30 protein-coding genes and 1 pseudogene are annotated in these 24,341 nt (G+C 70.3%); 19 read left to right on the top strand and 12 right to left on the bottom strand.

From position 1 onward, the window contains the following. Positions 1 to 20: 20 nt before the first annotated feature. The 14 genes from ABZ260_RS01615 (at position 21) to ABZ260_RS01680 (ending at position 11,354) form a co-directional block, all read left to right on the top strand. On the top strand, positions 21 to 926 hold the full coding sequence (locus ABZ260_RS01615) for an ACP S-malonyltransferase (protein ID WP_355611457.1): 906 nt from the start codon (positions 21 to 23) through the stop codon (positions 924 to 926). Further along, positions 923 to 1,354, top strand: coding sequence for a phosphopantetheinyl transferase (locus ABZ260_RS01620; protein WP_350956816.1), 432 nt, complete (start codon positions 923 to 925; stop codon positions 1,352 to 1,354). The genes ABZ260_RS01615 and ABZ260_RS01620 overlap by 4 nt, the downstream gene beginning before the upstream one ends. Positions 1,355 to 1,381: 27 nt before the next feature. Beyond that, positions 1,382 to 2,230: an ester cyclase gene (locus tag ABZ260_RS01625; RefSeq protein WP_355611460.1), complete on the top strand. Its 849-nt coding sequence runs from the start codon at positions 1,382 to 1,384 to the stop codon at positions 2,228 to 2,230. Between the two features lie 13 nt (positions 2,231 to 2,243). Beyond that, positions 2,244 to 3,062 (top strand): alpha/beta hydrolase, encoded by an 819-nt coding sequence (locus ABZ260_RS01630; RefSeq protein ID WP_355611463.1) that lies wholly within the window; start codon positions 2,244 to 2,246, stop codon positions 3,060 to 3,062. Further along, on the top strand, positions 3,059 to 3,541 hold the full coding sequence (locus tag ABZ260_RS01635; protein WP_355611466.1) for a 4'-phosphopantetheinyl transferase superfamily protein: 483 nt from the start codon (positions 3,059 to 3,061) through the stop codon (positions 3,539 to 3,541). Before ABZ260_RS01630 ends, ABZ260_RS01635 begins: the two co-directional genes overlap by 4 nt. Continuing rightward, positions 3,541 to 4,587, top strand: a complete 1,047-nt coding sequence (locus ABZ260_RS01640) for a right-handed parallel beta-helix repeat-containing protein (protein ID WP_355611469.1) — start codon at positions 3,541 to 3,543, stop codon at positions 4,585 to 4,587. Before ABZ260_RS01635 ends, ABZ260_RS01640 begins: the two co-directional genes overlap by 1 nt. After that, positions 4,584 to 5,522: an ABC transporter ATP-binding protein gene (locus ABZ260_RS01645; RefSeq protein WP_355556509.1), complete on the top strand. Its 939-nt coding sequence runs from the start codon at positions 4,584 to 4,586 to the stop codon at positions 5,520 to 5,522. The genes ABZ260_RS01640 and ABZ260_RS01645 overlap by 4 nt, the downstream gene beginning before the upstream one ends. Positions 5,523 to 5,524: 2 nt before the next feature. Next, entirely contained in the window at positions 5,525 to 6,703 is a 1,179-nt protein-coding gene (locus ABZ260_RS01650; RefSeq protein ID WP_355611472.1) for an ABC transporter permease, read from the top strand. After that, positions 6,700 to 7,851, top strand: coding sequence for an ABC transporter permease (locus ABZ260_RS01655; RefSeq protein ID WP_355611475.1), 1,152 nt, complete (start codon positions 6,700 to 6,702; stop codon positions 7,849 to 7,851). The genes ABZ260_RS01650 and ABZ260_RS01655 overlap by 4 nt, the downstream gene beginning before the upstream one ends. A 32-nt stretch (positions 7,852 to 7,883) precedes the next feature. Then, a complete protein-coding gene (locus tag ABZ260_RS01660) occupies positions 7,884 to 8,063 on the top strand; it encodes a hypothetical protein (protein ID WP_355611478.1) in 180 nt (59 codons plus the stop codon). Next, a complete protein-coding gene (rfbA, locus tag ABZ260_RS01665) occupies positions 8,060 to 8,935 on the top strand; it encodes a glucose-1-phosphate thymidylyltransferase RfbA (RefSeq protein ID WP_350915240.1) in 876 nt (291 codons plus the stop codon). Before ABZ260_RS01660 ends, rfbA begins: the two co-directional genes overlap by 4 nt. A 240-nt stretch (positions 8,936 to 9,175) precedes the next feature. Next, positions 9,176 to 9,517 carry a metalloregulator ArsR/SmtB family transcription factor gene (locus tag ABZ260_RS01670; RefSeq protein ID WP_355611482.1) on the top strand — a complete coding sequence of 114 codons (342 nt, stop codon included), beginning with the start codon at positions 9,176 to 9,178 and terminating at the stop codon, positions 9,515 to 9,517. 70 nt (positions 9,518 to 9,587) lie between these two features. Next, positions 9,588 to 10,700 carry a CapA family protein gene (locus ABZ260_RS01675; protein ID WP_355611485.1) on the top strand — a complete coding sequence of 371 codons (1,113 nt, stop codon included), beginning with the start codon at positions 9,588 to 9,590 and terminating at the stop codon, positions 10,698 to 10,700. A gap of 12 nt (positions 10,701 to 10,712) precedes the next feature. Beyond that, a complete protein-coding gene (locus ABZ260_RS01680; protein ID WP_355611488.1) occupies positions 10,713 to 11,354 on the top strand; it encodes a protein-L-isoaspartate O-methyltransferase in 642 nt (213 codons plus the stop codon). On the opposite strand, the gene ABZ260_RS01685 is transcribed toward ABZ260_RS01680, so the two are convergent. The 4 genes from ABZ260_RS01685 to ABZ260_RS01700 are packed head-to-tail and all read right to left on the bottom strand — an operon-like array spanning position 11,302 to position 13,743. Then, positions 11,302 to 11,583, bottom strand: a complete 282-nt coding sequence (locus ABZ260_RS01685) for a hypothetical protein (RefSeq protein WP_355611491.1) — start codon at positions 11,581 to 11,583, stop codon at positions 11,302 to 11,304. The two genes, ABZ260_RS01680 and ABZ260_RS01685, sit on opposite strands and share 53 nt — an antisense overlap. After that, positions 11,580 to 12,419, bottom strand: a complete 840-nt coding sequence (locus tag ABZ260_RS01690) for an ABC transporter ATP-binding protein (protein ID WP_355611493.1) — start codon at positions 12,417 to 12,419, stop codon at positions 11,580 to 11,582. Before ABZ260_RS01690 ends, ABZ260_RS01685 begins: the two co-directional genes overlap by 4 nt. Next, complete coding sequence (locus ABZ260_RS01695) at positions 12,416 to 13,219, bottom strand: zf-HC2 domain-containing protein (protein ID WP_355611496.1); 804 nt, start codon at positions 13,217 to 13,219, stop codon at positions 12,416 to 12,418. Before ABZ260_RS01695 ends, ABZ260_RS01690 begins: the two co-directional genes overlap by 4 nt. Next, positions 13,216 to 13,743 carry an RNA polymerase sigma factor gene (locus ABZ260_RS01700; RefSeq protein ID WP_355611499.1) on the bottom strand — a complete coding sequence of 176 codons (528 nt, stop codon included), beginning with the start codon at positions 13,741 to 13,743 and terminating at the stop codon, positions 13,216 to 13,218. The genes ABZ260_RS01695 and ABZ260_RS01700 overlap by 4 nt, the downstream gene beginning before the upstream one ends. A gap of 104 nt (positions 13,744 to 13,847) precedes the next feature. On the opposite strand from ABZ260_RS01700, the gene ABZ260_RS01705 reads away from it, so the two are divergent. Beyond that, on the top strand, positions 13,848 to 14,801 hold the full coding sequence (locus ABZ260_RS01705; RefSeq protein WP_355611502.1) for a nucleoside hydrolase: 954 nt from the start codon (positions 13,848 to 13,850) through the stop codon (positions 14,799 to 14,801). A 45-nt stretch (positions 14,802 to 14,846) separates the two neighbouring features. Continuing rightward, positions 14,847 to 14,984 (top strand): annotated as a pseudogene (locus ABZ260_RS01710) (SAM-dependent methyltransferase); the annotation flags it as partial. Between the two features lie 340 nt (positions 14,985 to 15,324). Here ABZ260_RS01710 and ABZ260_RS01715 read toward each other — a convergent pair. Then, positions 15,325 to 15,762 carry an SRPBCC family protein gene (locus tag ABZ260_RS01715; protein WP_355611505.1) on the bottom strand — a complete coding sequence of 146 codons (438 nt, stop codon included), beginning with the start codon at positions 15,760 to 15,762 and terminating at the stop codon, positions 15,325 to 15,327. Continuing rightward, positions 15,759 to 16,094 (bottom strand): metalloregulator ArsR/SmtB family transcription factor, encoded by a 336-nt coding sequence (locus ABZ260_RS01720; protein WP_355611508.1) that lies wholly within the window; start codon positions 16,092 to 16,094, stop codon positions 15,759 to 15,761. The genes ABZ260_RS01715 and ABZ260_RS01720 overlap by 4 nt, the downstream gene beginning before the upstream one ends. A gap of 99 nt (positions 16,095 to 16,193) precedes the next feature. On the opposite strand from ABZ260_RS01720, the gene ABZ260_RS01725 reads away from it, so the two are divergent. Together ABZ260_RS01725 and ABZ260_RS01730 are read left to right on the top strand one after the other, a co-directional pair. After that, a complete protein-coding gene (locus ABZ260_RS01725; RefSeq protein WP_355611511.1) occupies positions 16,194 to 16,652 on the top strand; it encodes a DUF1579 family protein in 459 nt (152 codons plus the stop codon). A gap of 163 nt (positions 16,653 to 16,815) precedes the next feature. After that, a complete protein-coding gene (locus tag ABZ260_RS01730; RefSeq protein ID WP_355611514.1) occupies positions 16,816 to 17,184 on the top strand; it encodes a nuclear transport factor 2 family protein in 369 nt (122 codons plus the stop codon). Between the two features lie 319 nt (positions 17,185 to 17,503). Here ABZ260_RS01730 and ABZ260_RS01735 read toward each other — a convergent pair whose 3' ends face one another. The 6 genes from ABZ260_RS01735 to ABZ260_RS01760 all read right to left on the bottom strand — a co-directional run bounded on the left by ABZ260_RS01735 (position 17,504) and on the right by ABZ260_RS01760 (position 23,308). Beyond that, positions 17,504 to 19,753: a heavy metal translocating P-type ATPase gene (locus ABZ260_RS01735; RefSeq protein ID WP_355611517.1), complete on the bottom strand. Its 2,250-nt coding sequence runs from the start codon at positions 19,751 to 19,753 to the stop codon at positions 17,504 to 17,506. Positions 19,754 to 19,784: 31 nt separating this feature from the next. Next, on the bottom strand, positions 19,785 to 20,792 hold the full coding sequence (locus tag ABZ260_RS01740) for a hypothetical protein (protein WP_355611520.1): 1,008 nt from the start codon (positions 20,790 to 20,792) through the stop codon (positions 19,785 to 19,787). Then, a complete protein-coding gene (locus tag ABZ260_RS01745) occupies positions 20,789 to 21,004 on the bottom strand; it encodes a cation transporter (RefSeq protein WP_355611523.1) in 216 nt (71 codons plus the stop codon). The genes ABZ260_RS01740 and ABZ260_RS01745 overlap by 4 nt, the downstream gene beginning before the upstream one ends. Positions 21,005 to 21,041: 37 nt before the next feature. Beyond that, positions 21,042 to 21,323, bottom strand: coding sequence for a metal-sensitive transcriptional regulator (locus ABZ260_RS01750; protein WP_355611525.1), 282 nt, complete (start codon positions 21,321 to 21,323; stop codon positions 21,042 to 21,044). A 130-nt stretch (positions 21,324 to 21,453) separates the two neighbouring features. Continuing rightward, positions 21,454 to 22,884, bottom strand: a complete 1,431-nt coding sequence (locus ABZ260_RS01755) for an MFS transporter (protein WP_355611528.1) — start codon at positions 22,882 to 22,884, stop codon at positions 21,454 to 21,456. 142 nt (positions 22,885 to 23,026) lie between these two features. After that, the gene (locus ABZ260_RS01760; RefSeq protein ID WP_355611530.1) at positions 23,027 to 23,308 is read right to left on the bottom strand and encodes a heavy-metal-associated domain-containing protein; all 282 of its coding nucleotides are present in this window, start codon (positions 23,306 to 23,308) and stop codon (positions 23,027 to 23,029) included. Between the two features lie 641 nt (positions 23,309 to 23,949). Between ABZ260_RS01760 and ABZ260_RS01765 the strand changes: the two genes are divergently transcribed. After that, positions 23,950 to 24,315, top strand: coding sequence for a metalloregulator ArsR/SmtB family transcription factor (locus tag ABZ260_RS01765; RefSeq protein WP_355611533.1), 366 nt, complete (start codon positions 23,950 to 23,952; stop codon positions 24,313 to 24,315). The last annotated feature ends 26 nt before the right edge of the window (positions 24,316 to 24,341 follow it).

Below are 24,341 nucleotides of genomic sequence, written 5' to 3' on the forward strand. Positions count from 1 at the left end.
CCGGGGGACAGGGGGATCTCATGCTCGGGTTCCTGTTTCCAGGACAGGGCACGGTCCGCGTCGGCATGGGCGCCTGGCTGCGCCGCAAGCCGGTGGCCGCGGAGGTGTTCGCCCAGGCGGACGAGCTACTCGGGCAGCCGATCTCGCCGCTCTGCGCCAAGGGGCCGCTGGACCGCCTGGTCGCCACCGAGCACGCCCAGCCGGCGGTGACCGTGTGCAACCTGGCGGCGCTGGCCGTGCTGCGCGCCGACGGGCACGAACCCGGCCTGGTCGCGGGGCACAGCGTCGGCGAGCTCAGCGCGCTGTACGCGGCGGGCGTGCTCGATCTGGCGGGCACGCTCCGGCTGGTGGAGATCCGTTCCCGGCTGATGGCCGAGGTCGGGGTGACGGGCGGGATGAGCGCGGTCATGGGGCTGGCGGTCGAGGAGGTCGAGGCGCTGGCCGCCGAGGCCGCCACCGCGGACGAGCCACTCGTGGTGGGCCTGGAGAACGCGCCGGGCCACGTGGTGGTCTCCGGCGCCCTGCCCGCGATCGAGCGGCTGGGCAAGCTGGCGAGCGGCGCCCGTAAGATCGTGCCGCTCCAGGTCAGCAACGCCTTCCACTCCCCGCTGATGGCCCCGGCGGTACCCGGCTGGCGGGAGGCGGTGCGCGCCGCGCCGATGGCGCCGCCCCGCGTCCCGGTCGTGCCCAACGTCACCGCCGAACCCACCATGGATCTGGACGTGATCAGGGAGGCGCTGATCACCCAGCTCACCGAGCGGGTGCGGTGGACCGAGACGGCGCTGCGGACCACCACGACCACGCTCTGTGTCGAGGTGGGCGACAGCAAGGCGCTCGCCGGGCTGTCGCGCGGCGTCGGCGCCCGCTGCCTGAGCATGACCGATCCCGGCACGCCGCGGCGGCTGGCCCAGGAGCGGGGCGCGTGAGCCGGTGGGGCTGCGCCATGGTCTCCTTCGCCGGGCTCTCCCGGCCGAAGGAGCTCCTCGGCGAGATGCGGCTGGAGCAGGTCTACACCCGCCCGGAGCGTCTGCGGTCGGGCACGGGCCGCACCCTCCAGCACTGGGCGGGCCGCCTCGCGGCCAAGCGGGCGGTGCTGCGCCTGCTGGACGTCGCGGAGACCGCCGAGCATCTCGGCCAGGCGGAGGTGCTGCCCCGGCCCACCCCGATGTGCTCCCGGAGTGCGGTCTGCCTGCACGGGCACCCGCCCGACGTACGGCTGAGCGGTGCCCTCGCCGACGCGGCGGGGGGCAGGGAGCGGATCCGGATATCCATCAGCCACACCGCCGCCTGCGCGCTGGCGGTCGCGCTGGTCTCGGCGCGGCTCCCCGAAGACGACCACCTCGATGGGGTTTGACGATGAGGCTCGACGGTGAGGCCTGACATGGACATGCGACAGATCGCGGAAAGCCACCTGAAGGCCTGGCAGAGCGGGGACGCCGAGGCCGTGGCCGCGTCGGTGGACGCCTTCGACGATCCGGACACGGCGGGCCCGCTGAGCGGGGACGCGCTGGCCGCCCACGCGGGCGAGGTGCTGGCCCGGTTCGGCAACCTGCGCCTCCACGTCGAGCACCTGGCCGCCACCGAGGAGTTCGCCATGCTCTCCTGGACGCTGGAGGCCGACCACCGCGCCCCCTACCTGGCCATGCCCGCCGTCGGCAGGCCCGTCCGCGTCACCGGGACCGACCTGCTGGTCAGGGACGGTGAGACGGTGCGAGTCCAGCGGTGCTTCGACCGGCTGGCCGTCGCCGCCGCGCTGGGATTCGAGGCGAGGTTCGTGCCCGAGGCCGACGAGGAGCGGGAGTTCGGGGTGAGCACGCGGACCACCCTGGGACGTACCGCGCGTCCCGGCGCCCTGGCGCTGACCTGGCTGGAGGTCGACGACGGCGCGCAGGCGGCCGAGGTCGACCTGCTCAGCGTGGAGGTCGTCAAGGCGCTGCGCGCCTCGAAGGGATTCCTCGGCGCCTCGACCTTCGACATCGGCAGGCGCAAGTTCACCCTGAGCGCCTTCGACCGCCCGGAGTCCGTCCGCGCCGTACACGGCCGGCCCCACCAGCGGGCGATGCGGCGCTTCTTCAAGGGCGGACTGTGCACCCGGGCGCTCACCAGCATCTGGCTGCCGGCCACGGTCCGCGAATACGCTCGCTGTCCCGACTGCGAGACCGTCTTCTCCATGGACGAGGGCGCGGTCTGCGGTTGTGGCTGGATTCCCGAGCGCGAATCCCTATTGTGACTGGAGTGCGATCTTGCCCACCCCCTCCCCCTGGTCCCCCTTCACCGCCGAGCACCGGCTTGACGGCAGTGACCGGCCAACCGTGGTGTTCATGTCCGCCCTGTTCGCCGGAGGCTGGATCTGGGATCATCCCTACCGGCGGCTGGAGAGCGCCGGCTGGCCGGTGCTCCGCACCAACGAGCCCATCTGCGCGCTGGACAGCAAGATCGTCGGTTCGATCGAACGGCTCGGCGACGTGCTGCTCGAGGTCTGTGACGCCGCGGGGGTCAAGGACATCATCATCTGCGCCAACTCCCTCGGCGGCCTGGTCGCGATCGACCTGGCGGGCCGCTTTCCCGAGCGGGTCCGCGGCATCGTGGTGAGCGGGGCCCCCGGCCTGACCCCCGACCCCGACGTCGGCCTGAGCTTCGACCGCAGGGCGAGCGTGCAGCCCGCGGGCGAGGAGTTCCGCGACCGCATGCTGAGCGCCCTGTTCCACGGCGAGCCGCTCTTCACCGAGGAGCAGCTGGAGGCGACCGCCACCCTGCTGCGGCACCCGCCCGCGATGGTGAGCATGGCCCGCAGCATCAAGGCCACCCGCGTCTACAAGGTGCTGCCGGCCATGGACAAGGTGACCTGCCCTTCGATGTACGTGTGGGGGGAGTACGACCGGATGACCCCGGCCGACGCCTGGGTGAAGGCCCTGGCCGGCTACCCGCAGTACGAGATGGTCCTGGTCAGGGAGTGCGGGCACATCCCGATGATCGAGCGCGCCGACGAGTACTCGGCCTGCCTCGACCGGTTCCTGGCCCCCTTCGTCGAGGCGGCCGGGACGGCCGGGGTGTCCGCGTGACCCGCTCGGCGGTCCTGGTGGGCGTGGACATCGTGGAGACGGACCGGATCGCCAGGACCGTCTCCGACGGCGGCGCCGCCTACGGCAGGCGGGTCACCACGCCCGCCGAGCGGGAACTGCACGCGGGCTCGCCTCTCGCGGACGCCGCCTCGTTCGCGGTCAAGGAGAGCTTCATCAAGGCGGTGGGCGGCCGGCCGGCCGGATTCGACTGGCACGATTTCGAGGAGCGGGGCGAGGAGCAGGGGTGGGCCACCCCGCTGCTGGCCGAGGCGGCGTCGGCCCTGGGCACGTCCACCGAGCTGACACTGACCACGGGCGCGTCGTACACCATCAGGGGCGCCAGCCGCCGCGCCGCCCTGGCCCGGCTGGCGCCGCAGGAGAATGACGCCCCGGTGGCCGGCGCGGCCCGGTGGGGCCTGAGCGCGGGACTGCTCGTCGCGCTGGCGATAGTGACCGTCGATTCCAAGGGAGCATTGTGATGTCGCTTGTCCAGGCGGAGGGGGAGACCTTCGTCAAACCCGGAGAGTCGATCCAGCGGGCGCTCGACGAGGCGGGGCCGGGAGCGACCATCCGCCTGACCGAGGGGACCTACGCCGAGAGCCTGTGGATCAGGCACAGCGGGGTCACCCTGGCCGGTGAGGGACCGGAGCTGACCAGGCTGGTTCCCGGCGCGGCGGCGGAGGTGGGCATCCCGCAGCTGCACGACGCGTCGGAGGACGTGGTCAGCGGCATCAGCGTGCACGGTGACGGCATCCGCGACGTCACCGTACGCGGGCTGGCGGTGAGCGGCTTCTCCGGCTCCGGCGTCTACGCGCACACGGTCCAGGGGCTCGTCGTCGAGGACGTCGAGGCGCGGGACAACGACTTCTGGGGCATCTACGTCCGCGAGTCCAGCGGCGTCGAGGTGCTGCGCTGCCGGGCCTCGGGGAGCCAGTACGCGGGCATCGCGCTGAGCTTCTGCCCCGAGGCGAACGCGCTGGTCGCGGAGAACGAGACCTCCGCCAACGCCTTCGGGATCTTCGTCGACAACTCCTCGAAGGCGCGGATGCTGCGCAACACCTGCCACGGCAACTCCGCCGGGCTGCTCCTGCTCAACCAGACCTACGAGGGCGAGCTGCCGGGCGGGGTGAACGACTGCCTGGTGGCGGAGAACGAGCTCCGCGGCAACGGGCTGCTCAGCGGGGAGGGCAACCCGAACGGCCTCGGCGAGGCGGGCCCGCCGATCTCCGGGGTGGGCCTCGCGCTGATCGGTGCCCACCGCGTCACCGTGGTGGGAAACCGGATCCACGACAACCACCCGAGCGGCCCCTCGGTCATGGGCGGGGCGTTCGTGCTGGGATCGTCCAAGGACTGGGGAGGCGACGAGTCCCTGGACAACCACATCTCCTGGAACCGGATCACCGGCAACACCCCGTTCGACGTCCAGGTCGACGCCGACTTCACCCGGCAGGGTTTCGCCAACAACGTGGCGAACGCCACCGCGCCCGACACGATCGAGGGCTGCGCCGCCGAGGAAAGCCGATGACGGCCACCCTGAGCTGTACGGGGCTGAGCAAGAGGTACGGCGACATCCTCGCCGTACAGGACGTCGGCTTCTTCATCGAGAAGGGGGAGGCCTACGGCCTGCTCGGTCCCAACGGGGCGGGCAAGACCACCGCGATCTCCATACTGGTGGGCCTGCTGCAGCCGGACGCGGGGAGCGTACAGGTCTGTGGCCACGATCTCGCGACCGCTCCGCTCGCGGCGAAGGCGAAGATCGGTTACGTCCCGCAGGAGATCGCGCTCTACCCCGACCTGACCGGCCGGGAGAACCTGCGCTTCTTCGGCAGGCTCTACGGGCTGCCCCGGCGGGAGCTGGCGAAGCGGATCGACGAGGTGCTCGACTTCGTCGGCCTGTCGGACCGGGCGGACGGAAAGATCGACACCTACTCGGGCGGGATGAAGCGCCGGATCAACATCGGCGCGGCCCTGCTGCACCGGCCGGAGGTGCTCATCCTGGACGAGCCGACGGTCGGGGTGGACCCGCAGAGCCGCAAGGCCATCCTGGACGGGGTCGAGCAACTGGTGGCCGACGGCATGAGCCTGCTGTACACCTCGCACTACATGGAGGAGGTCGAGCGGGTCTGCAAGCGCATCGGGATCATCGACCACGGCAAGGTCATCGCCGAGGGCACCCGCAAGGAACTCGTCTCCACCCTCGGTAGCGCGGACCGGGTCGAGCTCGTCCTCGACGGCGACCTGGACATCGCGACCGACAAGCTGCGCGCGGTGGAGGGGGTCACCGAGGCGGTGCGGGCGGGTACCTCGTCCATCCGGCTGATCGTCAACGAGGGAAGTCACCTGTTGCCCACCCTCATCGCCGCGGTGCGGGGCATCGCCGTCGTGACGGCCGTCGAGGTCATCGAACCCGACCTTGAGGCCGCGTTCCTGCACCTCACCGGCAACAAGCTGCGGGACTGACGATGCTGAGAGCTCTTTTCGTGGTGAGCCGTCTCGAACTGCGCGCCAGGTTCATGGACGGTACCGCGGTGCTGACCGCCCTGCTCGCCCCCATCGTGCTGGCCTCGCTGTTCGGGTTCGCCCTCGGCGGGGACGATCCGCCCTTGCGCGCCACCGTGGGCTTCGTCGACCTCGACGGCGGGGAGTTCCCCTCCAGCGTGCGCCGGGAGGTGCTGTCGGCCAAGGAACTCGACGGCATGCTGACCCTGCGCGACTTCACGACGGAGAAGGACGCGCAACAGACCCTCGACGACGGGGACATCGGCGCGGCGATCGTGTTCCCCTCGGGGTTCAGCCAGGACGTCGGCGCCGGGCGCGGAGGGAAGGTCACCGTGCTCACCTCCCCGGAGACGCCGCTGGCCGGAGTGGTCGCGAGCAGCATCGTCGACCGGATCTCCGCCCTGGTGGACGCCCGCACCCTCGCGGTCAAGGCGTCCCTGGACGCCGGCGTCTCCGCGGACAAGGTCAAGGAGTTCGTCGAGCGCAACGGCGCGAGCGGCCCGGCGCTGACCCTGGAGAGCGACCCCATGGCGGGCGGAAAGGTCGACCTGTCGGTCTACTACGGCTCCGGCATGGCCGCGCTCTTCGCCTTCTTCGTGGTGGGCACCTCGGTCAGGAGCCTGCTCACCGAGCGCAACCTCGGCACGCTCAACCGGATGCGTGCCGCGCCCATCCGGCCGTGGATCCCGATCGTGGGCAAGGGGGTGGTCGGCTTCCTGCTGGCACTGGTCAGCGTCTGCGCCGTCTGGGCCTCCTCGGTGCTGCTGTTCGGGTCCACCTGGGGTGATCCGCTCGCGGTGTTCGCGCTCTGGACCGCGCACGTGCTGGCCGCCGCCGCGATCACCATGCTGGTGGCCAGCAGGGCGAAGACCGACTCCCAGGCCGACGGGCTGATCATGGGCGTCTCCTTCGTCTTCGCGTTCCTGGGCGGCAGCCTGGTGCCGATGTACAACCTGCCGGACTTCCTGCAGAAGGTGGCGCTGTTCACCCCGAACGGCTGGACGTCGACGGGACTGACCGAGCTCGCCGGTGGCGGCGGGGGCCTGGCGACGGTCGCCGGCCCGATCGCCGCACTTTGCGGGATGGCACTCGTGGCCGGCGGCATCGCCGCCTTCGGCTTCCGGAGAGGACTACTCGGATGAGCCCGAGCCCGGTCAGAGCCCTGGTGGCGGCCAACCTGCGCCGGCACTCCCGCGACAAGGTGGGGCTGTTCTTCATGGTGGTCATGCCGTTCGTGACCATCCTCTTCGTCGGGATGGCCCTGGGCGGAAGCGCGTCCGGACAGGATCGGATACCGATCGGGGTGGTCGCGCAGGACTCCGACCCGGTCGCGACGGCCGTACTGCGCCGGCTGGAGACCAACCCCGACCTCGCGATCGAGCGGATGGACGCCGAGGAGCAGGTGCGGTCCGGCGTGCGGACCGGCGCCCTCGCCGCCGGCCTGCTGATCCCGCCCGGGTCCACCGACCTGGAACTGGTCGTGACCCAGACCAACGGCAGCGGCATGGCGGCACGAGGCATGATCGACGTCGCGGTCGGCAAGGTGGCCGCGGTGCTCGAAGCCGTGCGGGCGGCCGAGGCGGCGGGCGCGTCCCCGGCCGAGGCCGAGGCTCTGGTACGCAAGGCCCAGACCGAGTCGGCCCAGGTGGCGGTGAGCACCAGTGGCGCCGCGGAGAGCTCCACGCCCCGCGGATTCGCCTACACCGCACCCGCCAACGTGCTGCTGTTCACCTTCGTCAACTCCATGGCGGTCGCCGCGGCCCTGGCCGAGAGCCGCAGGCTGGGCATGATCCGCCGTTCCCTCGCCGGGCCGGTGCGGGAGCGCTCGGTGCTGCTCGGAGAGGTGCTGAGCAGGCTCATCATCGCCGTCGTGCAGGCCTGCCTGATCATGGTGGTGAGCACGCTGATGTTCGACGTGTCATGGGGAGACCCGCTGGGCGTCGCCGCGGTCGTCGGCTCGTTCTGCCTGGTGTCCACCGGCGCCGCGGTGCTGGTCGGCAGCCTGGTGCGGTCGCCCTCCCAGGCCCCCGCGATCGGGCCTCCGCTGGGCATCGTGCTCGGCATGCTGGGCGGCTGCCTGTGGCCGCGAGAGGTCGCGGGCGAGACCCTGAACATGATCGGCTACCTGGTCCCGCACGGCTGGGGGATGGACGCGCTGATCACGCTGACCAAACCGGGCAAGGGGCTGGGCTCGGTCCTGGTCGAGGTGGCCGTACTGCTCGGGATGGCGGTGCTTCTGCTGGGCATCTCGCTCGTGGTGTTCCGCAAGCGCATGCGCACGTCCAACTGACCGAACGCGGCACTGGGGAAAAGGGGCGGCGAATGCGCATCCTGGTGACCGGCGGGGCCGGTCTCACCGGCTCCCGTCAGGTGTGCGCGCTCGCGCGCGGTGCCTCGGTGGCCGTGCCGGAGACCGTGCCGGAGACCATGCCAGAGACCGTTACCGTGCGCCGGTGCCGGGGCGGCCGAGCCCGCCCCACGGACCCGGTGGTCCGCACATGAAGGGCATCGTGCTGGCCGGGGGCTCGGGCACCCGGCTCCGGCCGCTGACCACGATCACCTCCAAGCACCTGCTGCCGGTCTACAACAAGCCGATGGTCTACTACCCGCTCTCGGTGCTGATGCTGGCCGGAATCCGGGAGATCCTGCTGATCAGCACCCCCGAGCACCTGCCGGGCTTTCGGACGCTGCTCGGCGACGGCTCCCGGCTGGGCCTGCGCCTGAGCTATGCCGTCCAGACCGCGCCCCGCGGGCTGGCCGACGCCCTGGTGGTCGGCGGGGAGTTCGTGGGCGACGACCGGCTGGCCCTCATCCTCGGCGACAACATCTTCTACGGCCACGAGCTCCCCTCGGTGCTCCGCGACGAGGTCGGCAAGCTCGACGGCTGCACGGTCTTCGGCTACCCGGTCGCCGATCCCGAACGGTACGGGGTGGCGGTCATCGGCGAGGAGGGCCGGCTGATCGACATCGAGGAGAAACCGGCCCGGCCCCGGAGCAACCTCGCCGTCACCGGCCTCTACCTCTACGACAACGTCGCGCTGCGCTATGCCGCGGAGCTGACCCCCTCGGCGAGGGGCGAGTTGGAGATCACCGACCTCAACCGGCGCTTCCTCGCCGAAGGCCGCGCCAGGCTGGTCAACCTGGGCCGGGGTACGGCCTGGCTGGACACCGGCACGCCGGACAGCCTGCTGGAGGCCGGGGTCTTCGTGCAGGTGCTGGAGAAACGGCAGGGCGTGCAGATCGCCTGCCTGGAGGAGGTGGCCTACCGGATGGGTTACATCGACGACCACGGGCTCCGCGAGCTGATCGGCCACGCCGGATCCGTGACGGAGGAGGGGCGCTACCTGGTCCGGGTGCTGGAGGCCTCCATCTGAGCGGCGGTGTCGCGCCACCCGCTTCGTTCCGGCCAGGGGGCAGGGGACACCACCGGATCGACGAAGGCCCACGTGAGCCGCTTCCCGGCTGGCTGAAGGAGAACCACGATGGCAGACGGCGGGCGTTACTCCAAGGCCCTGCCGCCCCTGCTCGTGGACCCGCGCGACGAGCACTAATAGATATACATCAATATGGACCGAAGTTGACATAGGCGACTGTCTATGTCGAGAGGGGGAGCGATGGAGCCGATGGAGCTTCTGGAGTACAGCCCGCCGCTGGCCCGAGAGTCGCTGAACGCCGAGCAGGCCGCGGGGGTGGCGCGGGTCTTCAAGGCACTCGGCGATCCGGTGAGGCTGCGCGTCCTGTCGATCGTGGCCAGCCACGCCGGTGGCGAGGCCTGCGTCTGCGACATCACCGCGGCCTTCGAGGTCTCCCAGCCGACGATCAGCCACCACCTCAAGGTTCTCAAGGAGGTCGGCCTGCTCACCTCCGAACGCCGCGCCTCCTGGGTCTACTACCGCGTCGTCCCCGAGCCCCTGGCGGACCTGTCAGCCCTGCTGAACATCTCGGCCGAGGTCTGACCGGCGTCGCCGTCCGCATCTCGTCAGCGGGCCCCGTGCCGGGCGACCGGGGCACGCCTAGCATGGAGGTATGCGCACCGACCCGGTGACGTTGTTCCTCTGCGGGGACGTCATGCTCGGCCGCGGCGTCGATCAGATCCTTCCGTATCCCGGTGACCCGACGCTGCAGGAGAGCCATGTCCGTGACGCTCGGACATATGTCGATCTCGCGGAGGCGGTGAACGGCCGAATTCCCCGGCCGGTCGGCTTCTCCTGGCCGTGGGGGGATGCCCTGGGGGTGCTGGCGGAGGTCGCGCCCGACGTCCGGGTGGTGAACCTGGAGACGAGCGTCACCCGGAGCGATGATTTCGAGGTGGGGAAGGCCGTGAACTACCGGATGAGTCCAGCCAACCTTCCCTGTCTGCTGGTCGCCCGGCCCGACGTCTGCGTGCTGGCGAACAACCACGTCATGGACTTCGGCCGACGAGGTCTGGAGGAAACGCTCGACGCCCTGGCCGACGCGGGACTGCGAGCGGTGGGGGCGGGCCGGGAGGCGGACGAGGCGCGGCGACCCGCGATCGTCACCGTCGAGGGTGGCGGGCGGGTCCTGATCCTCTCCTGCGGGACGGAGTCCAGCGGCATTCCGCCGGAATGGGCGGCGGCCCCGGATCGCGGGGGTGTCGACTTCGTCCCGGAGCTGTCGGAGACCGCCGCGGCCGAGGTGGCCGGCCGGGTGCGGCGGGTGAAGCGCCCCGGTGACGTCGCGGTCGTCTCCATCCATTGGGGTTCCAACTGGGGTTACCACGTTTCCCGAGATCAGCGGCGCTTCGCGCACCGCCTGGTCGACGGCGGTGTCGACGTGGTGCACGGGCACTCCTCGCACCATCCCCGGCCCGTCGAGGTCTACCGAGACAAGCTCATTCTGTACGGCTGCGGTGACCTCGTCGACGACTACGAGGGCATCACCGGCTATGAGGAGTACCGGGACGATCTTCGGCTGCTGTACTTCGTGTCGGTGGAGCCGGAGTCGGGCAGGACGGCCGGTTTGCGGATGGTGCCCATGCGGGCCTGTCGGATGCGCCTCCAGCACGCCTCAGGCGAGGACTCCGAATGGCTGCGGGCGGTTCTCGACCGGGTCGGCCGTGACCTCGGATCACGAGTCGACCTGGAGCCGGACGGCGCGCTCGCGCTCCGGCGGACGTAGGTGGGGCCGGACATGACCGCAGGCGCCTCTCCCGAAGATCTCATCCGGGCCGTCCGGGCGATGGGCGTCCGCGACGAGCGTCTGCTGGAGGCCGTACGCGCGACGCCGCGAGCGGGATTCGTTCCCGCGGACTGTGTTGCGATCGCCTACTACGACGAGCCGATCCTGATCGGGCACGGGCTGGTGACCACGCAGCCCTCGCTGTCGGCAAGGATGATCGAAGGTCTCGGTCTCGGCGGGACGGAACACGTGCTTGAGGTCGGCACCGGCCTGGGTTTCCAGACCGCGCTGCTCGCTCGCCTGGCCGCCGATGTCGTGACCGTCGATCTGTGGGCGGACCTGGTCCGGCAGGCGCGCCGGAACCTCGCCCGGCAGGGGATCGGCAATGTCGAGCTGCTCGTCGGAGACGGCGGCGGCGGCGTGCCGGACCGCGCTCCGTACGACGGCATCATCGTGTCGGCCGCGTTCCCGGAGGTGCCCCCGCCGCTGGTCGAACAGCTCCGGCCCGGCGGCCGTCTGGTACAGCCCATCGGACCGGGCGGGCGGGAGAAGGTCGTCCTGTTCCAGCGCACCGTGACCGGACTTGAGCGTCGGCAGGTCCTCACGCTGGCCAGCTTTGTCCGCCTTCATGGAAAGTACGGCTTCCCGTCCTGAGGGCGTGACCCGTCTCCCTGCGGATGGTGATCGGGAGGACGGCCTCCACGACCGTGCCGCCGCCCGAGGCCGGGCCGATCACGCACGTCCCGCCGGGCTCGGCGGCGCGCTCGCGCGTCGAGGCGAGGCCGATTCCGGGACGAGGAGCAGCGGGCAGGCCACCGCCGTCGCCCTGGACGCGGACCGGGCGGAAGGAGTCCCCGCGCCGGGCCGAGTCGCGCAGCGTCATGCCGCCGCCTCCGCGGCCGTGTCGCCGAGCAGCAGCAGGTAACCATCCTCCACGGTCGGCTCGGCCAGGCGGGCACCCTCCGGGGCGGGCCCGATGTTGCGGAACAGCCCGTCGCCGGTGCGCCAGGAGAGCACTCCCGACCTCTCCGAGGAGAACCAGACCCGGCCCTCGGCCAGCGCCCGGATCTCCTCGGGCGTGCCCTCGAACTCGCACCGTCCCGCCTTGAGCACGACCACCCGGTTGCAGAGGGCGGCGACGTCCTCGGTCTGGTGGGTGGAGAGCACGACGGCCCGGTCCTGCCCGATGTGCGAGATCAGCTCGCGGAACCGGAGCCGCTGCTCGGGGTCCAGGCCGGCGGTCGGCTCGTCCAGCAGGATCAGCTCGGGGTCGCCGAGCAGTGTCTGCGCGATGCCCAGCCGCCGCCGCATGCCGCCGGACAGCGTCCGGATCCGCTTCCCGCTCACGGAGGTCAGCCCGACCTCCTCGATCACCCGGCGCACCTCGTCGTGCCGGGTCCGCCGCTCCACCATCTCCTTCAGGATCGCCACGTAGTCGACGAACTCGAAGACCGTGAATCCCCGCTGGTAGCCCGGCTCCTGCGGCAGGTATCCCAGTCGCCGCCGGATCTCCAGCCGGTCCCCGGCCGGGTCCCGGCCGAGCAGTCTCAGCTCGCCCTCGTCCGGGGCGAGCACGGTCGCCAGCATCCTGATCAGCGTGGTCTTACCCGCGCCGTTCGGCCCCAGCAGACCGGTCACCCCCTTCCCCGCGGTGAAGGTGAGCCCGTCCAGGGCCCGGCTGCGGCCGTAGGCCTTCACCAGATCCGCTGCCTCGATCATGAGAACTCCCTGCGGTGCACGATGAGAAGGACGACGGATACGAAGGTGATGGCCAGGTAGCCCACCTGGCCGGCGCCGCCGAACATCGCCAGGCTCGGCTCGCGAAGGTTCGTGGCGACGACCACGACCAGCCAGGTCACCGCCACGGCGGCCCCGCAGTGGCGCGGGTCGAACCGGCTGGAAAGGACGAGGGTCAGCGAGGTCAGCGCGAGCGAGGGCAGCAGCCACGCGGCCACGGTCCAGTCGTCGCCCAGCAGGGCGAGGCCCATCACCAGCGCCAGCGCAGACGAGGACGTCAGCACCGCGGCGGCGCGCATCAGCATCAGCCGGAACATCGAGTACGGCGCGGCCAGGCCGATCTCGTGGGTCGGATCCCCGTCCCGGCCGAAGGCCACGGCGACTCCGGCGACCGGCAGGATCGGCGCCAGCGTGAGATAGACGAGCAGCCCCCACCGGGTCGTCTCTCCCGAGGCCAGCGCGGCGAACAGGAGCGCCACGGTGCCGGCCGCGATCCACGGCAGGCGCAGCGAGTAGGTGGCGCCCAGCAGCCGGGCCGTGTGGTCGTGGACGCCGATCGCCCGCAGCAGCCGTTCGAACGGTCCCGGCACGGGTGTGTCCACCGCGTCGGCCACCTCCGCCCAGACCCGGTCCAGCCGGGAGCGCGGTACCCGGGGCGCGAGCAGGCCCCGGCATTGATCGCAGGCCAGCAGGTGGGCCTCGACCGACGCGGCCAGTGTCGGGTTCAGCTCCCCGTCGGCGTACCTGACGGCCAGGCCGTCGTCCATGTGCCAGGTGCTCATGCCAGCTCCTCCCTCAACAGTGCCTTCGCGCGCATCATCCGGGTTTTGACGGTCCCCGCCGGGATGCCGAGCAGCCTCCCGGCCTCCCGGCTGGTCAGCCCGTCCAGCACCGTCGCCTGGACCACCGCGCGCAGTTCCGGGGAGAGCCGGCCCATCGCCTGGCCGAGCTCGCCGTACTCGATGCCGAGCAGCACCTGTTCCTCGGCCGAGACCATGACCTGCTCGTAGGCGGGCAGTGGCACCGCCGGGCGGCGGCGGAGCCGGTCCAGCAGGCGGCGGACGCCGATGCCCCAGATCCAGGCCGCGACCTCTCCCTTGCCCTTCCAGGTGCGCGCCGTACGCCAGACGGCCACGAAGGTGTCCTGGACCGACTCGTCCACCAGCGCCGGGTCGGCGCACCGGCGGGTGAGCCGGATGACGAGCCAGGGTGCGTGCCGGGCGTAAAGGACCTCAAGGGCACGGCGGTCCTCGCCGGCGACGGCGTCGAGCAGCTGAGCGTCCGTCCAGCTCTCGTGCTCGCTCATGGGAGCCCTTTCAACGGTGTCATGCCTCTCTGTCGCATCCAGCGGTCCTGGCGGTTCATGGCCTGGAACGAACCGAATGCGGTGTCGCGCCCGACAGGTGAGGCATGAGAAGGAAAATACTGGTCTCGCTGGTGGCGCTGTCCATGGTGTGCGCCGCGGCGTCGTGCTCGCGGGGAGTGCCGCTCGACGGCCCCCCGGGCACCGGGAAAATCATCATCGACGCGGACATGGGCGAGCTGAACGACGACGCGCAGGCCATGTTCCTGCTGGCCGCCGCCGAAGGGGTGGAGGTGCTCGGGGTGACGACCGTGGGCGGCAACACCTGGCCGGAGGAGGGCACCGCGTACGCGCTGCGCCAGCTGGAGCTCATCGGCAGGACCGGCATCCCCGTGGTGACCGGCGAGACCAACGTGCCGGCGCCGAGGAACGACTACGACGGGGCCCTGGACCGGCCGCGACCGGCGTCCCACCGCGCGCTGGCCACCGAGCCGCACGGCGGCTACCCGACGACCCGGCCCGCTGCGGGCAGTGCCTCGGACTTCATCGCCGACCAGGTGAGACGCCACCCCGGCGAGGTGACCGTCTTCGCGCTCGGCCCGGCGACCAACCTGGCACGCGCCGTACGGGAGCATCCCGAGATGGTCCCCCTGGTCAAGGAGGTCGTCTATCTGGGAGCCGACACGGAGGGCGAGGAGTTCAACCGCTGGTTCGACCCCGAGGCGTCCCGGGTCGCCTTCGCCGCTCCGTTCAGGCGCCGGCTGGTCGTCACGCTGGAGGCGGCGCAGCGGCTCACCATGGACAAGGAGACCTACGAGCGGGTGGTCGCGGGCCCGGAGACCCCGGTCAGGAGGCTCTTCAAGGAACTCCAGGGGCCGCTCTTCACCGGTGATCCCGGACATCGGGCGTTCGTCTGGGACGCGGTGGCCGCGGTGGCCTTCCTCAGTCCCGAGATCGTCTCGAACTCCGACGGCCGCACCGTGCTGGAGGTGGACCCGGACCGGTTCTGGGACCTCTACGTCACGCGGATCGGCTCGACCGGGCCGCCGAGCGCCGGGTAGTCGATGCCGCCGGCGGCGCTGCCCACGGCCCGCACCAATGCGCTGCCCTTGCACATGACGGCGCCCACCACCGATCCGCAGGAGACTCTGGCCGACATCCGGGCCTCGGCCGCACGGGAACTGCCCGGCGCCCGGATCCGGCGTCGCCTGTTCTGGCGATACACCCTGGTCTACGACGCCCCAATGGACGGAGCGGGGCCTGACGCCCCGCCGCGGAGAGGCCACCAACCAGCCGGAACACGCCTCCAGGCCACCCTTTCCGCCGTTTTCCGGCTTGACTGCGAAGCCTCAGCGCTGGTCGAACTCCCCACGTTTTCGGCTCTCACGAACCGAACCGGCGTGGTTTCCAATGAAAGTCCTTTCAGTCCGGCTGAACTCACGGCACCCCGTCTTCGTCGCCGACGTGTGTTGCGGTGATGAAGTGTCCGCCTGGCTTCAGGGCGCGCGCGAACAGGGCGAGGACCTGAGGAGGGACGTTGCGAGGGAGGTTGAACAGTGACCACCACCCGAGTAAGAGCCGGGGTCAGCGGCACTGGTGTTGCGCCGTTTCGCCGAGACGGTGGAGTAGGTGCACCCAGCCATGGCTGGTCTCGTGTCCGAGATGGGGTGGCAGGCCGCTGTGTCGGAGGGTGAGCACGGTGCCGTCGCCGTCCCGGGCGAGGGTGACTTCGACGCGGGAGCTGCCGGGCAGTAGGTCGGGCACCCCGGGAGCGGTCTTCCAGCCGAAGGTGAAGACGATCCGTTCATAGGGCACAAGCTCCACGAACTGACCGCGCATCACCGGGCGTGGGCCTTCTTGCATGTGCACACGCAAGGCGCCACCAGGGCGGGCGTCCAGCTCTGCCTCACCCCACCACTGGGCCAGGCGAGCCGGATCGGTGAAGAACGACCAGACCGTCTCGGGTGGGGCCTGGATACGCAACGTCTGCTCGATTGTCCCGCTCTCCCCAACGCTCATCATGATCCCTTCACCTCGTCCTCACCGGTACGTGCGCGCTCCTGCCGCTCGGCGGCGTCCTTGAGTCGGCCGAGCGAGGCCGACCACATCGTCTCCAGGAACGTCACCGCCTCTGCGAGGCCCTCGGGGCGTAGCCGGTAGAAACGCCGGTTGCCGGCACGACGGAGGTCGAGAAGCCCTGCTGCGACCAGGATCCGCAGGTGCTGGGAGACCGCCGGGCGGCTGATGCCGGGAAAATGCCGGGCGATGTCACCCGCCGATACTTCGCGGTCGCGTACCAGCACGAGGATCGCACGACGGGTCGGGTCGGCGACCGCTCGCAGCGCCTCGTCCACTGTTCACCGCCTTCACCCGGTCCGCTTGCGCATCCACCGGATCGCCTGTAAGTATTTAAGCAATATCTTACACACTTTCCGGATGAGGGGAAACGCGCCATGCCCGACAACACCCAAGCCTCGACACCGGAGAACGAGCACCTGAACGCGCTGGTCGGCCGGTGGCGTTCACAAGGGCAGACGGTCGCCACCTCGACCGAACCCGCGCTCCAGATCATCGGATCCGACACATACGAGTGGCTGGAGGGCAGGTTCTTTCTCATTCACCGCGTGGACGTGCGCATCAACGACGACAAGGTCGAAGTCATCGAAATGATCGGCCCCTACGATCCGGAGACCCGGACCTACCCCATGCGCTCCTTCGACAACCAGGGCGACTTCGTCACGATGCGAGCGAGCGTGAACGACAACGGCATCTGGACATTCGCCGGCGAAACAGAACGGGCCACACTGGTGATCGCCGAAGACCACAACACCATGACGGCCAGGTGGGAACGCGTCGACAACGGCGCGGATTGGCTGCATTGGATGGACATGACCTTCACAAAGGTCTCCTGACCCCAGCCGCCTCCAGGTCGCCGCTGCAGAAAGCCGGTGTTCAGGGTTAGTTGTCGGAGTGATGTCAAGAACGCTCCGGCCGCTCCGACCTACCTTGCGAGAGAACCGCCGGTTCACACGGCGGCGCGCCCCCTGGACGGCACCCCGATTCGAAGGAGCAGGCATGTCACGGAACATCGAGGCCATCAACACCTACCTGGACGGTTTCCGCAAGAACGATCACGAGCAGATCCTGTCCTGCCTGACCGACGACATCGAGTGGACCGTCTTCGGCGCCTTCCACCTGACCGGCAAAGACGCCTACGACAAGGCCATCGACGGCCCGCCCGGACTCATCGACCCTCCTCACCTGGAGGTCGTGCGCATGGTCGAGCAGGGCGATGTCGTCATGGCGGAACTCACCGGGACGGTGAGGCGAGTCGCGGGCGGCGAGATGCGCATGTCCATGGCGGAGGTGTTCGTCATGCGCGAAGGCAAGATCGCCGAGCGTCGGGCCTGGGTCATCGAACTGAAGGAGAACGACCACCGCTGACCCGAGGAGTTCGATCACGGGCGGCCCGGCCGGCGACGACGATGCCCCCGGGCCGCCTGCCCAGGCATCTTGGGTGCCGCGGCCTTCGCGGCAGGACTTCCCCCTCAGGGCCTGGGACCGCCAGGTCGAGGCGCACGACCGGGGCCGTCAGCGTGCACATGTACTTGGGGTCCCAGTAGTAACGACGCGGGAAACAACGGATACGCAGGTCAGCGGCACACCCTCCAAGCTGTGCCCGAAGGCCCTTAAGGAAGCTCTGACCTGCATGTCCGTTGAAAATTTCGCCGATACTACCGGGACCCCTCGAAGTCGCGCGGTCTTACCTGAAGCGGCGCAGGCGCAGGCTGTTGCCGACCACGAAGACCGAGGAGAACGCCATCGCGGCTCCGGCGATCATGGGGTTGAGCAGGCCGAGTGCGGCCAGCGGCAGGGCGGCCACGTTGTAGGCGAAGGCCCAGAACAGGTTGCCCTTGATGGTGGCCAGGGTGCGGCGGGACAGGCGGATGGCGTCGGCGGCCACCCGCAGGTCGCCTCGGACCAGGGTGAGATCGGAGGCCTCGATGGCCGCGTCGGTGCCGGTGCCCATGGCCAGGCCCAGGTCGGCCTGGGCGAGCGCGGCGGCGTCGTTGACGCCGTCGCCCACCATGGCCACCGACCTGCCCTCGGCCTGCAGGCGCTTGACGACGTCGACCTTGTCGGCGGGCAGCACCTCGGCGATCACCTCGTCGATGCCGACCTCGGCGGCCACCGACCTGGCCACGGTCTCGTTGTCGCCGGTGAGCAGCACCGGCCTCAGCCCCAGCGCTCGGAGATCGCGGATGGCCTCGGCCGAGGTCGGCTTGACCGTGTCGGCCACCACCAGCACCGCGCGGGCCTTCCCGTCCCAGCCGGCCGCGACGGCCGTACGGCCGGCGGCCTGAGCCGCTTGCAGTTTCCGTTCCAGCTCCACCGGCAGGTGCTGTGACCATTCGGCGAGCAGTGCGGGGCGGCCCACCAGCACGGCGTGCCCGTCGACGATGCCTTGGACGCCGAGGCCTTCGAGGTTGGCGAAGTCCTCGGTGGCGGGCAACTCTCCCACGCGTTCGGCGGCGCCCCGGGCGATGGCCTGGGCGATGGGGTGCTCGGAGGCGTGCTCCAGGGCGCCGGCCAGGCGCAGCACCTCGGTGGCGTCCTCGCCGTCGGCGAGGTGGACGTCGGTGAGGGTCATCTTGCCTTCGGTGACGGTGCCGGTCTTGTCGAGCACGACGGTGTCGATCTTCCTGGTGGATTCCAGGACCTCGGGGCCCTTGATCAGGATGCCGAGCTGGGCTCCGCGACCGGTGCCGACCAGCAACGCGGTCGGGGTGGCCAGGCCCAGGGCGCAGGGGCAGGCGATGATCAGCACGGCGACCGCGGCGGTGAAGGCCGCACCGGCACCGTCGCCGGTGCCCAGCCAGTAGCCGAGCGTGCCGACGGCCAGCGCGATCACGATCGGGACGAAGATCCCGGAGATGCGGTCGGCCAGCCGCTGCACGGCAGCCTTGCCCGTCTGGGCATCCTCGACCAGCTTGGCCATCTGGGCGAGCTGGGTGTCTGCGCCGATGCGGGTGGCGCGGATGAGCAGGCGGCCACCGGCGTTGACGGTCGCGCCGGTCACCGTCTCGCCGGGACCCACCTCGACCGGCACCGACTCGCCGGTGAGCATGGAGGCGTCGATGGCGGAGGAGCCCTCCTCGATCACGCCGTCGGTGGCGATCTTCTCGCCGGGCCGGACCACGAACCGGTCCCCGACGACCAACTGATCGCTGGGGATGCGGACCTCCTTGCCATCGCGTAGCACCGCGACGTCCTTGGCCCCCAGTTCCAGCAGGGCCCGCAGGGCGGCGCCGGCGCGGCGCTTGGAGCGGGCCTCGAAGTAGCGCCCCGCCAGGATGAACGCGGTCACGCCCGCGGCCGCTTCGAGGTAGATGTTGCCCGAGCCGTCGGTGCGCTCGATCGTGAACGCGAACGGGTGAGTCATACCCGGGGTACCCGCGCTGCCGAGGAACAGCGCCCACAACGACCAGCCGAGCGCGGCGATGGTGCCGAGCGAGACCAGGGTGTCCATGGTGGCGGCGCCGTGGCGCAGGTTGATCCACGCGGCCCGGTGGAAGGGCCAGCCCGCGTAGGCCACGACCGGTGCGGCCAGGACGAGCGACAGCCACTGCCAGTTGGTGAACTGCAGCGCCGGGATCATCGCCATCGCGATCACCGGCACGGCGAGCACCATCGCGGTGACCAGCCGCTGGCGCAGCGGCTGAAGTTCATCGGCCGGGTCGGTCTGTGATCCGTCCTGCCGTGTGCCGCTGTCCGGCTTCACGGGAAGCGCGGCGGTGTAGCCGCTCTTCTCGACTTCGGCGATGAGCTCTTGCGGGTCGATGCCCTCGCTGAAGGTGACCTTGGCCTTCTCGGTGGCGTAGTTGACGGTCGCACTCACGCCGTCGAGCTTGTTGAGCTTGCGCTCGATCCGGTTGGCGCAGGACGCGCAGGTCATGCCACCGATCGAGAGTTCGACCGTGCCTTGCGGCCTGTCGTCGGTGAGGGGAGACATCACCTGCTCCTTTCGCTCGTCATGCCAGAGGTCAGTGGTTGTGGTCGCCGTGGGAGGCGGGCGCCGTCGGGGTGGCCGTCGGTGTCGGGCTTGAGGTGGTGGCCGGCGTGGGGAGTTCACCGGCGCGGGCGGTGAAGGCGGCGGTGCGCACGGCTCCCTCGTGCTGGAAGTCCAGGAACAGCCGGTAGTCGCCCCGGCTGGGCACCTCGGCGTAAAAGGTGATCTCCGGGCCGGAGGGCGTTTTGCCGTCGCCCGGCTCCCCGTCGGGGTGCACGTGCAGGTAGGCCAGGTCTCCGGCGCGCAGCGCGACCAGGTGACCGTAGGCACCCAGGTAGGGCTGCAGGTCGGTGACCGGGTGGCCGTCCTTGCTCACCTTCAGGGTGAGCTTGCTGGAGGCGCCGGGGGTGAGTGCCCCGTCGAGTTCTACGGTGTAGCCGTCGACCGTGGACGTACGGTTGGCCGCCGGCAGCGCCTTGGGCTTGTAGGCGCCGCCCGCGTGCAGGTCGGCGCCCAGGGTCAGGCCGGTGCCGCCCTCGGGGGCGAAGTCGGCGAACGCCCGGTAGGCGCCCGCTTCGGGCAGCGTCAGCTTCACCGACCACACGCCCTCGCCGGCCGGCTCGGGGTGCAGGTGCTGGAAGCCGCCCAGATCGCGGGAGACCACGATGAAGTGCAGCTTCTTGTCATGCAGCGTCTGGTAGCCGGTGACCGGGCGGCCGTCGGGGCCGGTGACGGTGAAGCGGAAGTCGGTCGGCTCGCCGGGCGTGATGGTCGTCGTCTCGGGGGTCAGGGTGTAGCCGTTCTGGGACACTTGAAGCCCTCCTGGGATGGATGCTGCGGTCGCTGCCTGGCTGGGGGCCGGCTGTGCGTGAGTTGCGTGAGCGTCGGCCGTCTGGTTCGGGGGTGGGGGCGTATGGGCCTGGTGGCCGTTGGCGGCGGGCGGCGTTTCGGTGGAGCCCACCGCGGTGCCGGCCCCGAGAGCTCCGCCGAAGATCACGGCGAGTCCGAGGGCGTAGGCGCCGAGCTTGGCGGGTGTGTTCATGCGGGGGTCACCACTTCGTATCCGGCTTCCTCGACGGCGGCCGTGATCGCGGCGTCGTCGATGGGGCCGTCGCTGTCCACGGTGACCAGGCCGGTGGCCAGGTCCACGGTGACGCCGGTGACGCCCGGGACCTCGGTGACTTCTTCGGTGACCGAGCTGACGCAGTGGCCGCAGGTCATGCCCTTGACGGTGTAGGTGCTGGTGGTGGCCATGACGGCCCTCCTCTTCATGCGTGGATCTGTGGGTGGGTCAGGAGCGGACAAGGCGGGCGATGGCGTCGGAGGCTTCCTTGATCTTGGCTTCCGCCTCGGGCCCGCCCTTGGCGGTGGCTTCGGCCACGCAGTGCGCCAGGTGCTCTTCCAGCAGGGAAAGGGCGAAGGACTGCAGGGCCCGGTTGGCCGCTGAGACCTGGGTGAGGATGTCGATGCAGTACTTGTCTTCTTCGACCATCCGCTGCAGCCCGCGCGCCTGGCCTTCGATCCGGCGTAGCCGCCGCAGGTGGTCCTGCTTGTTGTCGGTGTATCCGTGCATTTGTCCCCCTACGTTCGGCTGCACATCTCCTCTAACACCATACCCCCCTATAGTATTCCGGGCGGCCGGTGAATCGGATGCACCGCAGGGAGAGCGGAAGGGGGCGTGCCGGGGCACGCCCCGAACCGTGTCAGGCGCGCGCCGCTTCCCGCCGCGCGTCGGTGTCGGTGGGCGTCGGCTTGGCCTTGCGCATGAGCAGCAGGGTGAGCACGGCCCCTATGGCGGCCACGGCCCCGGCGCCGACGAAGGCGGCCTGGAATCCGTCGGTGAGCCTGGGCAGATTCCCCAGCTCAGCGGCGCCCTGGGAGGTGGCGATCGCGGTCATGACGGCCAGGCCCAGAGCCGAGCCGACCTGGTAGGTGGTGTTGACGATGCCGGAGGCCAGCCCGCTCTCCTGCGGCCGCACCCCGGACATGGCCGACATCATCGCCGGGATGTAGGCCAGGGACATGCCGACCGCGGCGATCAGCGAGGCGGGCAGCACATCGGAGACGAATGCCCCGTCCGGACGGACCAGGGACAGGCCCGCCACCCCGGCGGCCAGGACGAGCAGGCCACCGGCGATGAGCGGCTTGGCACCGAACCGGCCGAGCAGCCGGGCGGTGATGCCGATCATGAAGATCATGATGGCGATGGTCATCGGCAGTAGCGCCGCACCGCTGGCGAAGGCGCCATAGCCCAGAACCTGCTGCAGGTAGAGGTTGAGGAAGTACCACATCGGGATCCAGGCGGCGCCGAGCAGCGCCATCGCCAGGTTCGCGGTGGCCAGGCCCGGGGTGCGCCAGATGCCCAGCGGCATGAGGGGCTCGCGCACCGTGCGCTGGATCACCAGGAACACGATCAGCAGCGCGAGCGCTCCGGCCAGCTCCAGCAGCGTCGCAGCCGAGTTCCAGCCCTGCTCGGGAGCGCGCACGATGGCGTAGACGGCCAGGGCGATGCCCGTGGTCACCGCGATGGCGCCCAGCACGTCGACCGAACCGCGCTTGCCCTGGACGGCAGGCAGCAGAGCCGGGACCGCGGCCAGGGTGGCCAGGCCGATCGGCACGTAGACGATGAACACCCACGGCCAGCTCAAGTATTCGGTGATGACGCCGCCCAGGAACACGCCGGCGGTGCCGCCGGCCGGGGCCGCGGCACCGTACAGGGCCATGGCCTTGCCCAGCTCACGCGGGTTGTGACCGAAGAGCATCATGAGCAGGGTCATCGAGGCCGGGGCGATGAGCGCGCCGCCGACCCCTTGGACGCCGCGGCCGAGAATCTCCACCCAGGCGTTACCCGCCGCCGCGGCGACGATGGAGCCGGCGATCAGGATGAGCCAGCCGGTGGTGAAGACCTTGCGGGCGCCGAACAGGTCCGACAGCCGTCCGCCGAGCAGCAGCAGACCGCCGAAGGCGATGACGTAGGCGTTGAACACCCACTGCAGGTCGCCCTGGGAGAAGCCGAGGTCGCGCTGCATGTCGGGCAGGGCGACACCGATGATGGAGGTGTCCATGATGACCATGAACTGCGCGGCGGCGAGCACGATGAGTGCCTGCCACCTGCGTGGATTGACGGCGTTCATGCCGCACTCCTGATTCCGCACATCCCCGCCGGGTGGCAGGATGTGTCGTAGGGGGTTGGGTGTGATTCGACTCGGACCGGCCCCGCAGGTGGGCGTGCACGCCAATGCACGCCCACCATCTGTCTGCTCAGGCGACGTTCCTCTAGGAAGCGCCGACGGGCGAGGTCTCGACCAGGGCGTAACCTGCCTGCTCCACCGCCGCGCGGATCTCCTCGTCGGAGAAGCCGGCTCCGCTGACGGTGACCGCGCCGCCGGCCAGGTCGACCTGGACGCCGGTGACGCCGCCGACCTTGCCGATCTCAGCGGAGACTGAGGAGACGCAGTGCCCGCAGGTCATCCCGCTGACCGTGTAGACGCTTCCGCCACTGGTCTCCACCTGCGCGGAGACGCTGTCCGCGGTGCCGCACGCACATGCCGTGCACATGAGGTTCTCCTCTCGCATGTACCCCGGTGGGGTACCTCGATGTGTGACCCTAACATACCCCCTAGGGGTTCAATTCCAACAGGAGTCATCTATTTCGCCGTCGTATGGCGCATTCCTCCGCTACCAGCGGATCTACACCGGAAGGAGCGCTGCCTGAGACCGCCGCAGTCGCGCTCGCGGCAGGTGGCATCGACGCGGCGCGAATGCGGCCGGCCCAGCGGGACACGGAGAAGCCTGAGCGGCTGGCTCCCGGCCTGGCCGTCCGTGACGCACAAGATTAAGAAGGCATGCGACTGTCCGAACCCGTCTTCGAAGGGGTCGGCCTTCGATGTCGTGGGTGATCGTCAGCAGTGTGGGGATGCCGATCGCGGCGTTGCGCAGCACGTCGTGGGCGGAGGTCAGGGCTTTCGCCGCGATCGGGTTGAGGGCTTCTGTTGCGGTGGTGTGGTAGCCGCAGGTGACGGCGGCCTCGGCGTTGACGGCGAGCCGGAGGGTTGTGACCTTCGGCGTTGAGCGGGTCTGATTACCGAATGTCGCACCGCGGCAGAGACCGGAATCTGGCAGCGGCGTGCACCTCGCACTGCCTGCGACGTGGTCGGATCATGGAAGAGAGGGGATGTCCGCCGCCCTACGATGGCTGCATGTCAGAGCGCGAGCGCCCTTCGTCCTCCTCTGTCGTCCATCGGCACCAGCGGACTCCTGATCGGGAACAGTTGGAGAAGGCGAGTGCGGTGTTCGCCCTGCTGTCCGATCCCACGCGACTGCATCTGTTGTGGCTGTTGGCCGCGGGGGAGATGGACGTGACCGACCTGGCTACGGCCAGTGGCGCGGCCCGGCCCGCTGTCAGCCAGCATCTGGCCAAACTCCGTCTGGCGAATCTGGTGCAGTTCAGGAAGGAGGGTCGCCGCGCGGTGTACTCGCTGCGCGACGGGCACCTGCGCAGCCTTGTGGTGGAGGCGCTGAACCATGCCGACCATAAGGTGACCGGCGAACCCTGGCACTCCTGAGGCCAGAACGGGGAATTCCTCCGCCC

Source organism: Streptosporangium sp. NPDC006013, assembly GCF_040614275.1.
Classification (GTDB): Bacteria; Actinomycetota; Actinomycetes; order Streptosporangiales; family Streptosporangiaceae; genus Streptosporangium.

Excerpts from the sequence above, each read along its gene's own strand:
- ABZ260_RS01615 (WP_355611457.1), top strand. The coding sequence starts at position 21 with ATGCTCGGGTTCCTGTTTCCAGGACAGGGCACGGTCCGCGTCGGCATG.
- ABZ260_RS01625 (WP_355611460.1), top strand. The coding sequence starts at position 1,382 with ATGGACATGCGACAGATCGCGGAAAGCCACCTGAAGGCCTGGCAGAGC.
- ABZ260_RS01640 (WP_355611469.1), top strand. The coding sequence starts at position 3,541 with ATGTCGCTTGTCCAGGCGGAGGGGGAGACCTTCGTCAAACCCGGAGAG.
- ABZ260_RS01645 (WP_355556509.1), top strand. The coding sequence starts at position 4,584 with ATGACGGCCACCCTGAGCTGTACGGGGCTGAGCAAGAGGTACGGCGAC.
- ABZ260_RS01650 (WP_355611472.1), top strand. The coding sequence starts at position 5,525 with ATGCTGAGAGCTCTTTTCGTGGTGAGCCGTCTCGAACTGCGCGCCAGG.
- ABZ260_RS01655 (WP_355611475.1), top strand. The coding sequence starts at position 6,700 with ATGAGCCCGAGCCCGGTCAGAGCCCTGGTGGCGGCCAACCTGCGCCGG.
- ABZ260_RS01660 (WP_355611478.1), top strand. The coding sequence starts at position 7,884 with ATGCGCATCCTGGTGACCGGCGGGGCCGGTCTCACCGGCTCCCGTCAG.
- rfbA (WP_350915240.1), top strand. The coding sequence starts at position 8,060 with ATGAAGGGCATCGTGCTGGCCGGGGGCTCGGGCACCCGGCTCCGGCCG.
- ABZ260_RS01670 (WP_355611482.1), top strand. The coding sequence starts at position 9,176 with ATGGAGCCGATGGAGCTTCTGGAGTACAGCCCGCCGCTGGCCCGAGAG.
- ABZ260_RS01675 (WP_355611485.1), top strand. The coding sequence starts at position 9,588 with ATGCGCACCGACCCGGTGACGTTGTTCCTCTGCGGGGACGTCATGCTC.
- ABZ260_RS01680 (WP_355611488.1), top strand. The coding sequence starts at position 10,713 with ATGACCGCAGGCGCCTCTCCCGAAGATCTCATCCGGGCCGTCCGGGCG.
- ABZ260_RS01685 (WP_355611491.1), bottom strand. The coding sequence starts at position 11,583 with ATGACGCTGCGCGACTCGGCCCGGCGCGGGGACTCCTTCCGCCCGGTC.
- ABZ260_RS01690 (WP_355611493.1), bottom strand. The coding sequence starts at position 12,419 with ATGATCGAGGCAGCGGATCTGGTGAAGGCCTACGGCCGCAGCCGGGCC.
- ABZ260_RS01695 (WP_355611496.1), bottom strand. The coding sequence starts at position 13,219 with ATGAGCACCTGGCACATGGACGACGGCCTGGCCGTCAGGTACGCCGAC.
- ABZ260_RS01700 (WP_355611499.1), bottom strand. The coding sequence starts at position 13,743 with ATGAGCGAGCACGAGAGCTGGACGGACGCTCAGCTGCTCGACGCCGTC.
- ABZ260_RS01705 (WP_355611502.1), top strand. The coding sequence starts at position 13,848 with ATGAGAAGGAAAATACTGGTCTCGCTGGTGGCGCTGTCCATGGTGTGC.
- ABZ260_RS01715 (WP_355611505.1), bottom strand. The coding sequence starts at position 15,762 with ATGATGAGCGTTGGGGAGAGCGGGACAATCGAGCAGACGTTGCGTATC.
- ABZ260_RS01725 (WP_355611511.1), top strand. The coding sequence starts at position 16,194 with ATGCCCGACAACACCCAAGCCTCGACACCGGAGAACGAGCACCTGAAC.
- ABZ260_RS01730 (WP_355611514.1), top strand. The coding sequence starts at position 16,816 with ATGTCACGGAACATCGAGGCCATCAACACCTACCTGGACGGTTTCCGC.
- ABZ260_RS01735 (WP_355611517.1), bottom strand. The coding sequence starts at position 19,753 with ATGTCTCCCCTCACCGACGACAGGCCGCAAGGCACGGTCGAACTCTCG.
- ABZ260_RS01740 (WP_355611520.1), bottom strand. The coding sequence starts at position 20,792 with ATGAACACACCCGCCAAGCTCGGCGCCTACGCCCTCGGACTCGCCGTG.
- ABZ260_RS01745 (WP_355611523.1), bottom strand. The coding sequence starts at position 21,004 with ATGGCCACCACCAGCACCTACACCGTCAAGGGCATGACCTGCGGCCAC.
- ABZ260_RS01750 (WP_355611525.1), bottom strand. The coding sequence starts at position 21,323 with ATGCACGGATACACCGACAACAAGCAGGACCACCTGCGGCGGCTACGC.
- ABZ260_RS01755 (WP_355611528.1), bottom strand. The coding sequence starts at position 22,884 with ATGAACGCCGTCAATCCACGCAGGTGGCAGGCACTCATCGTGCTCGCC.
- ABZ260_RS01760 (WP_355611530.1), bottom strand. The coding sequence starts at position 23,308 with ATGTGCACGGCATGTGCGTGCGGCACCGCGGACAGCGTCTCCGCGCAG.
- ABZ260_RS01765 (WP_355611533.1), top strand. The coding sequence starts at position 23,950 with ATGTCAGAGCGCGAGCGCCCTTCGTCCTCCTCTGTCGTCCATCGGCAC.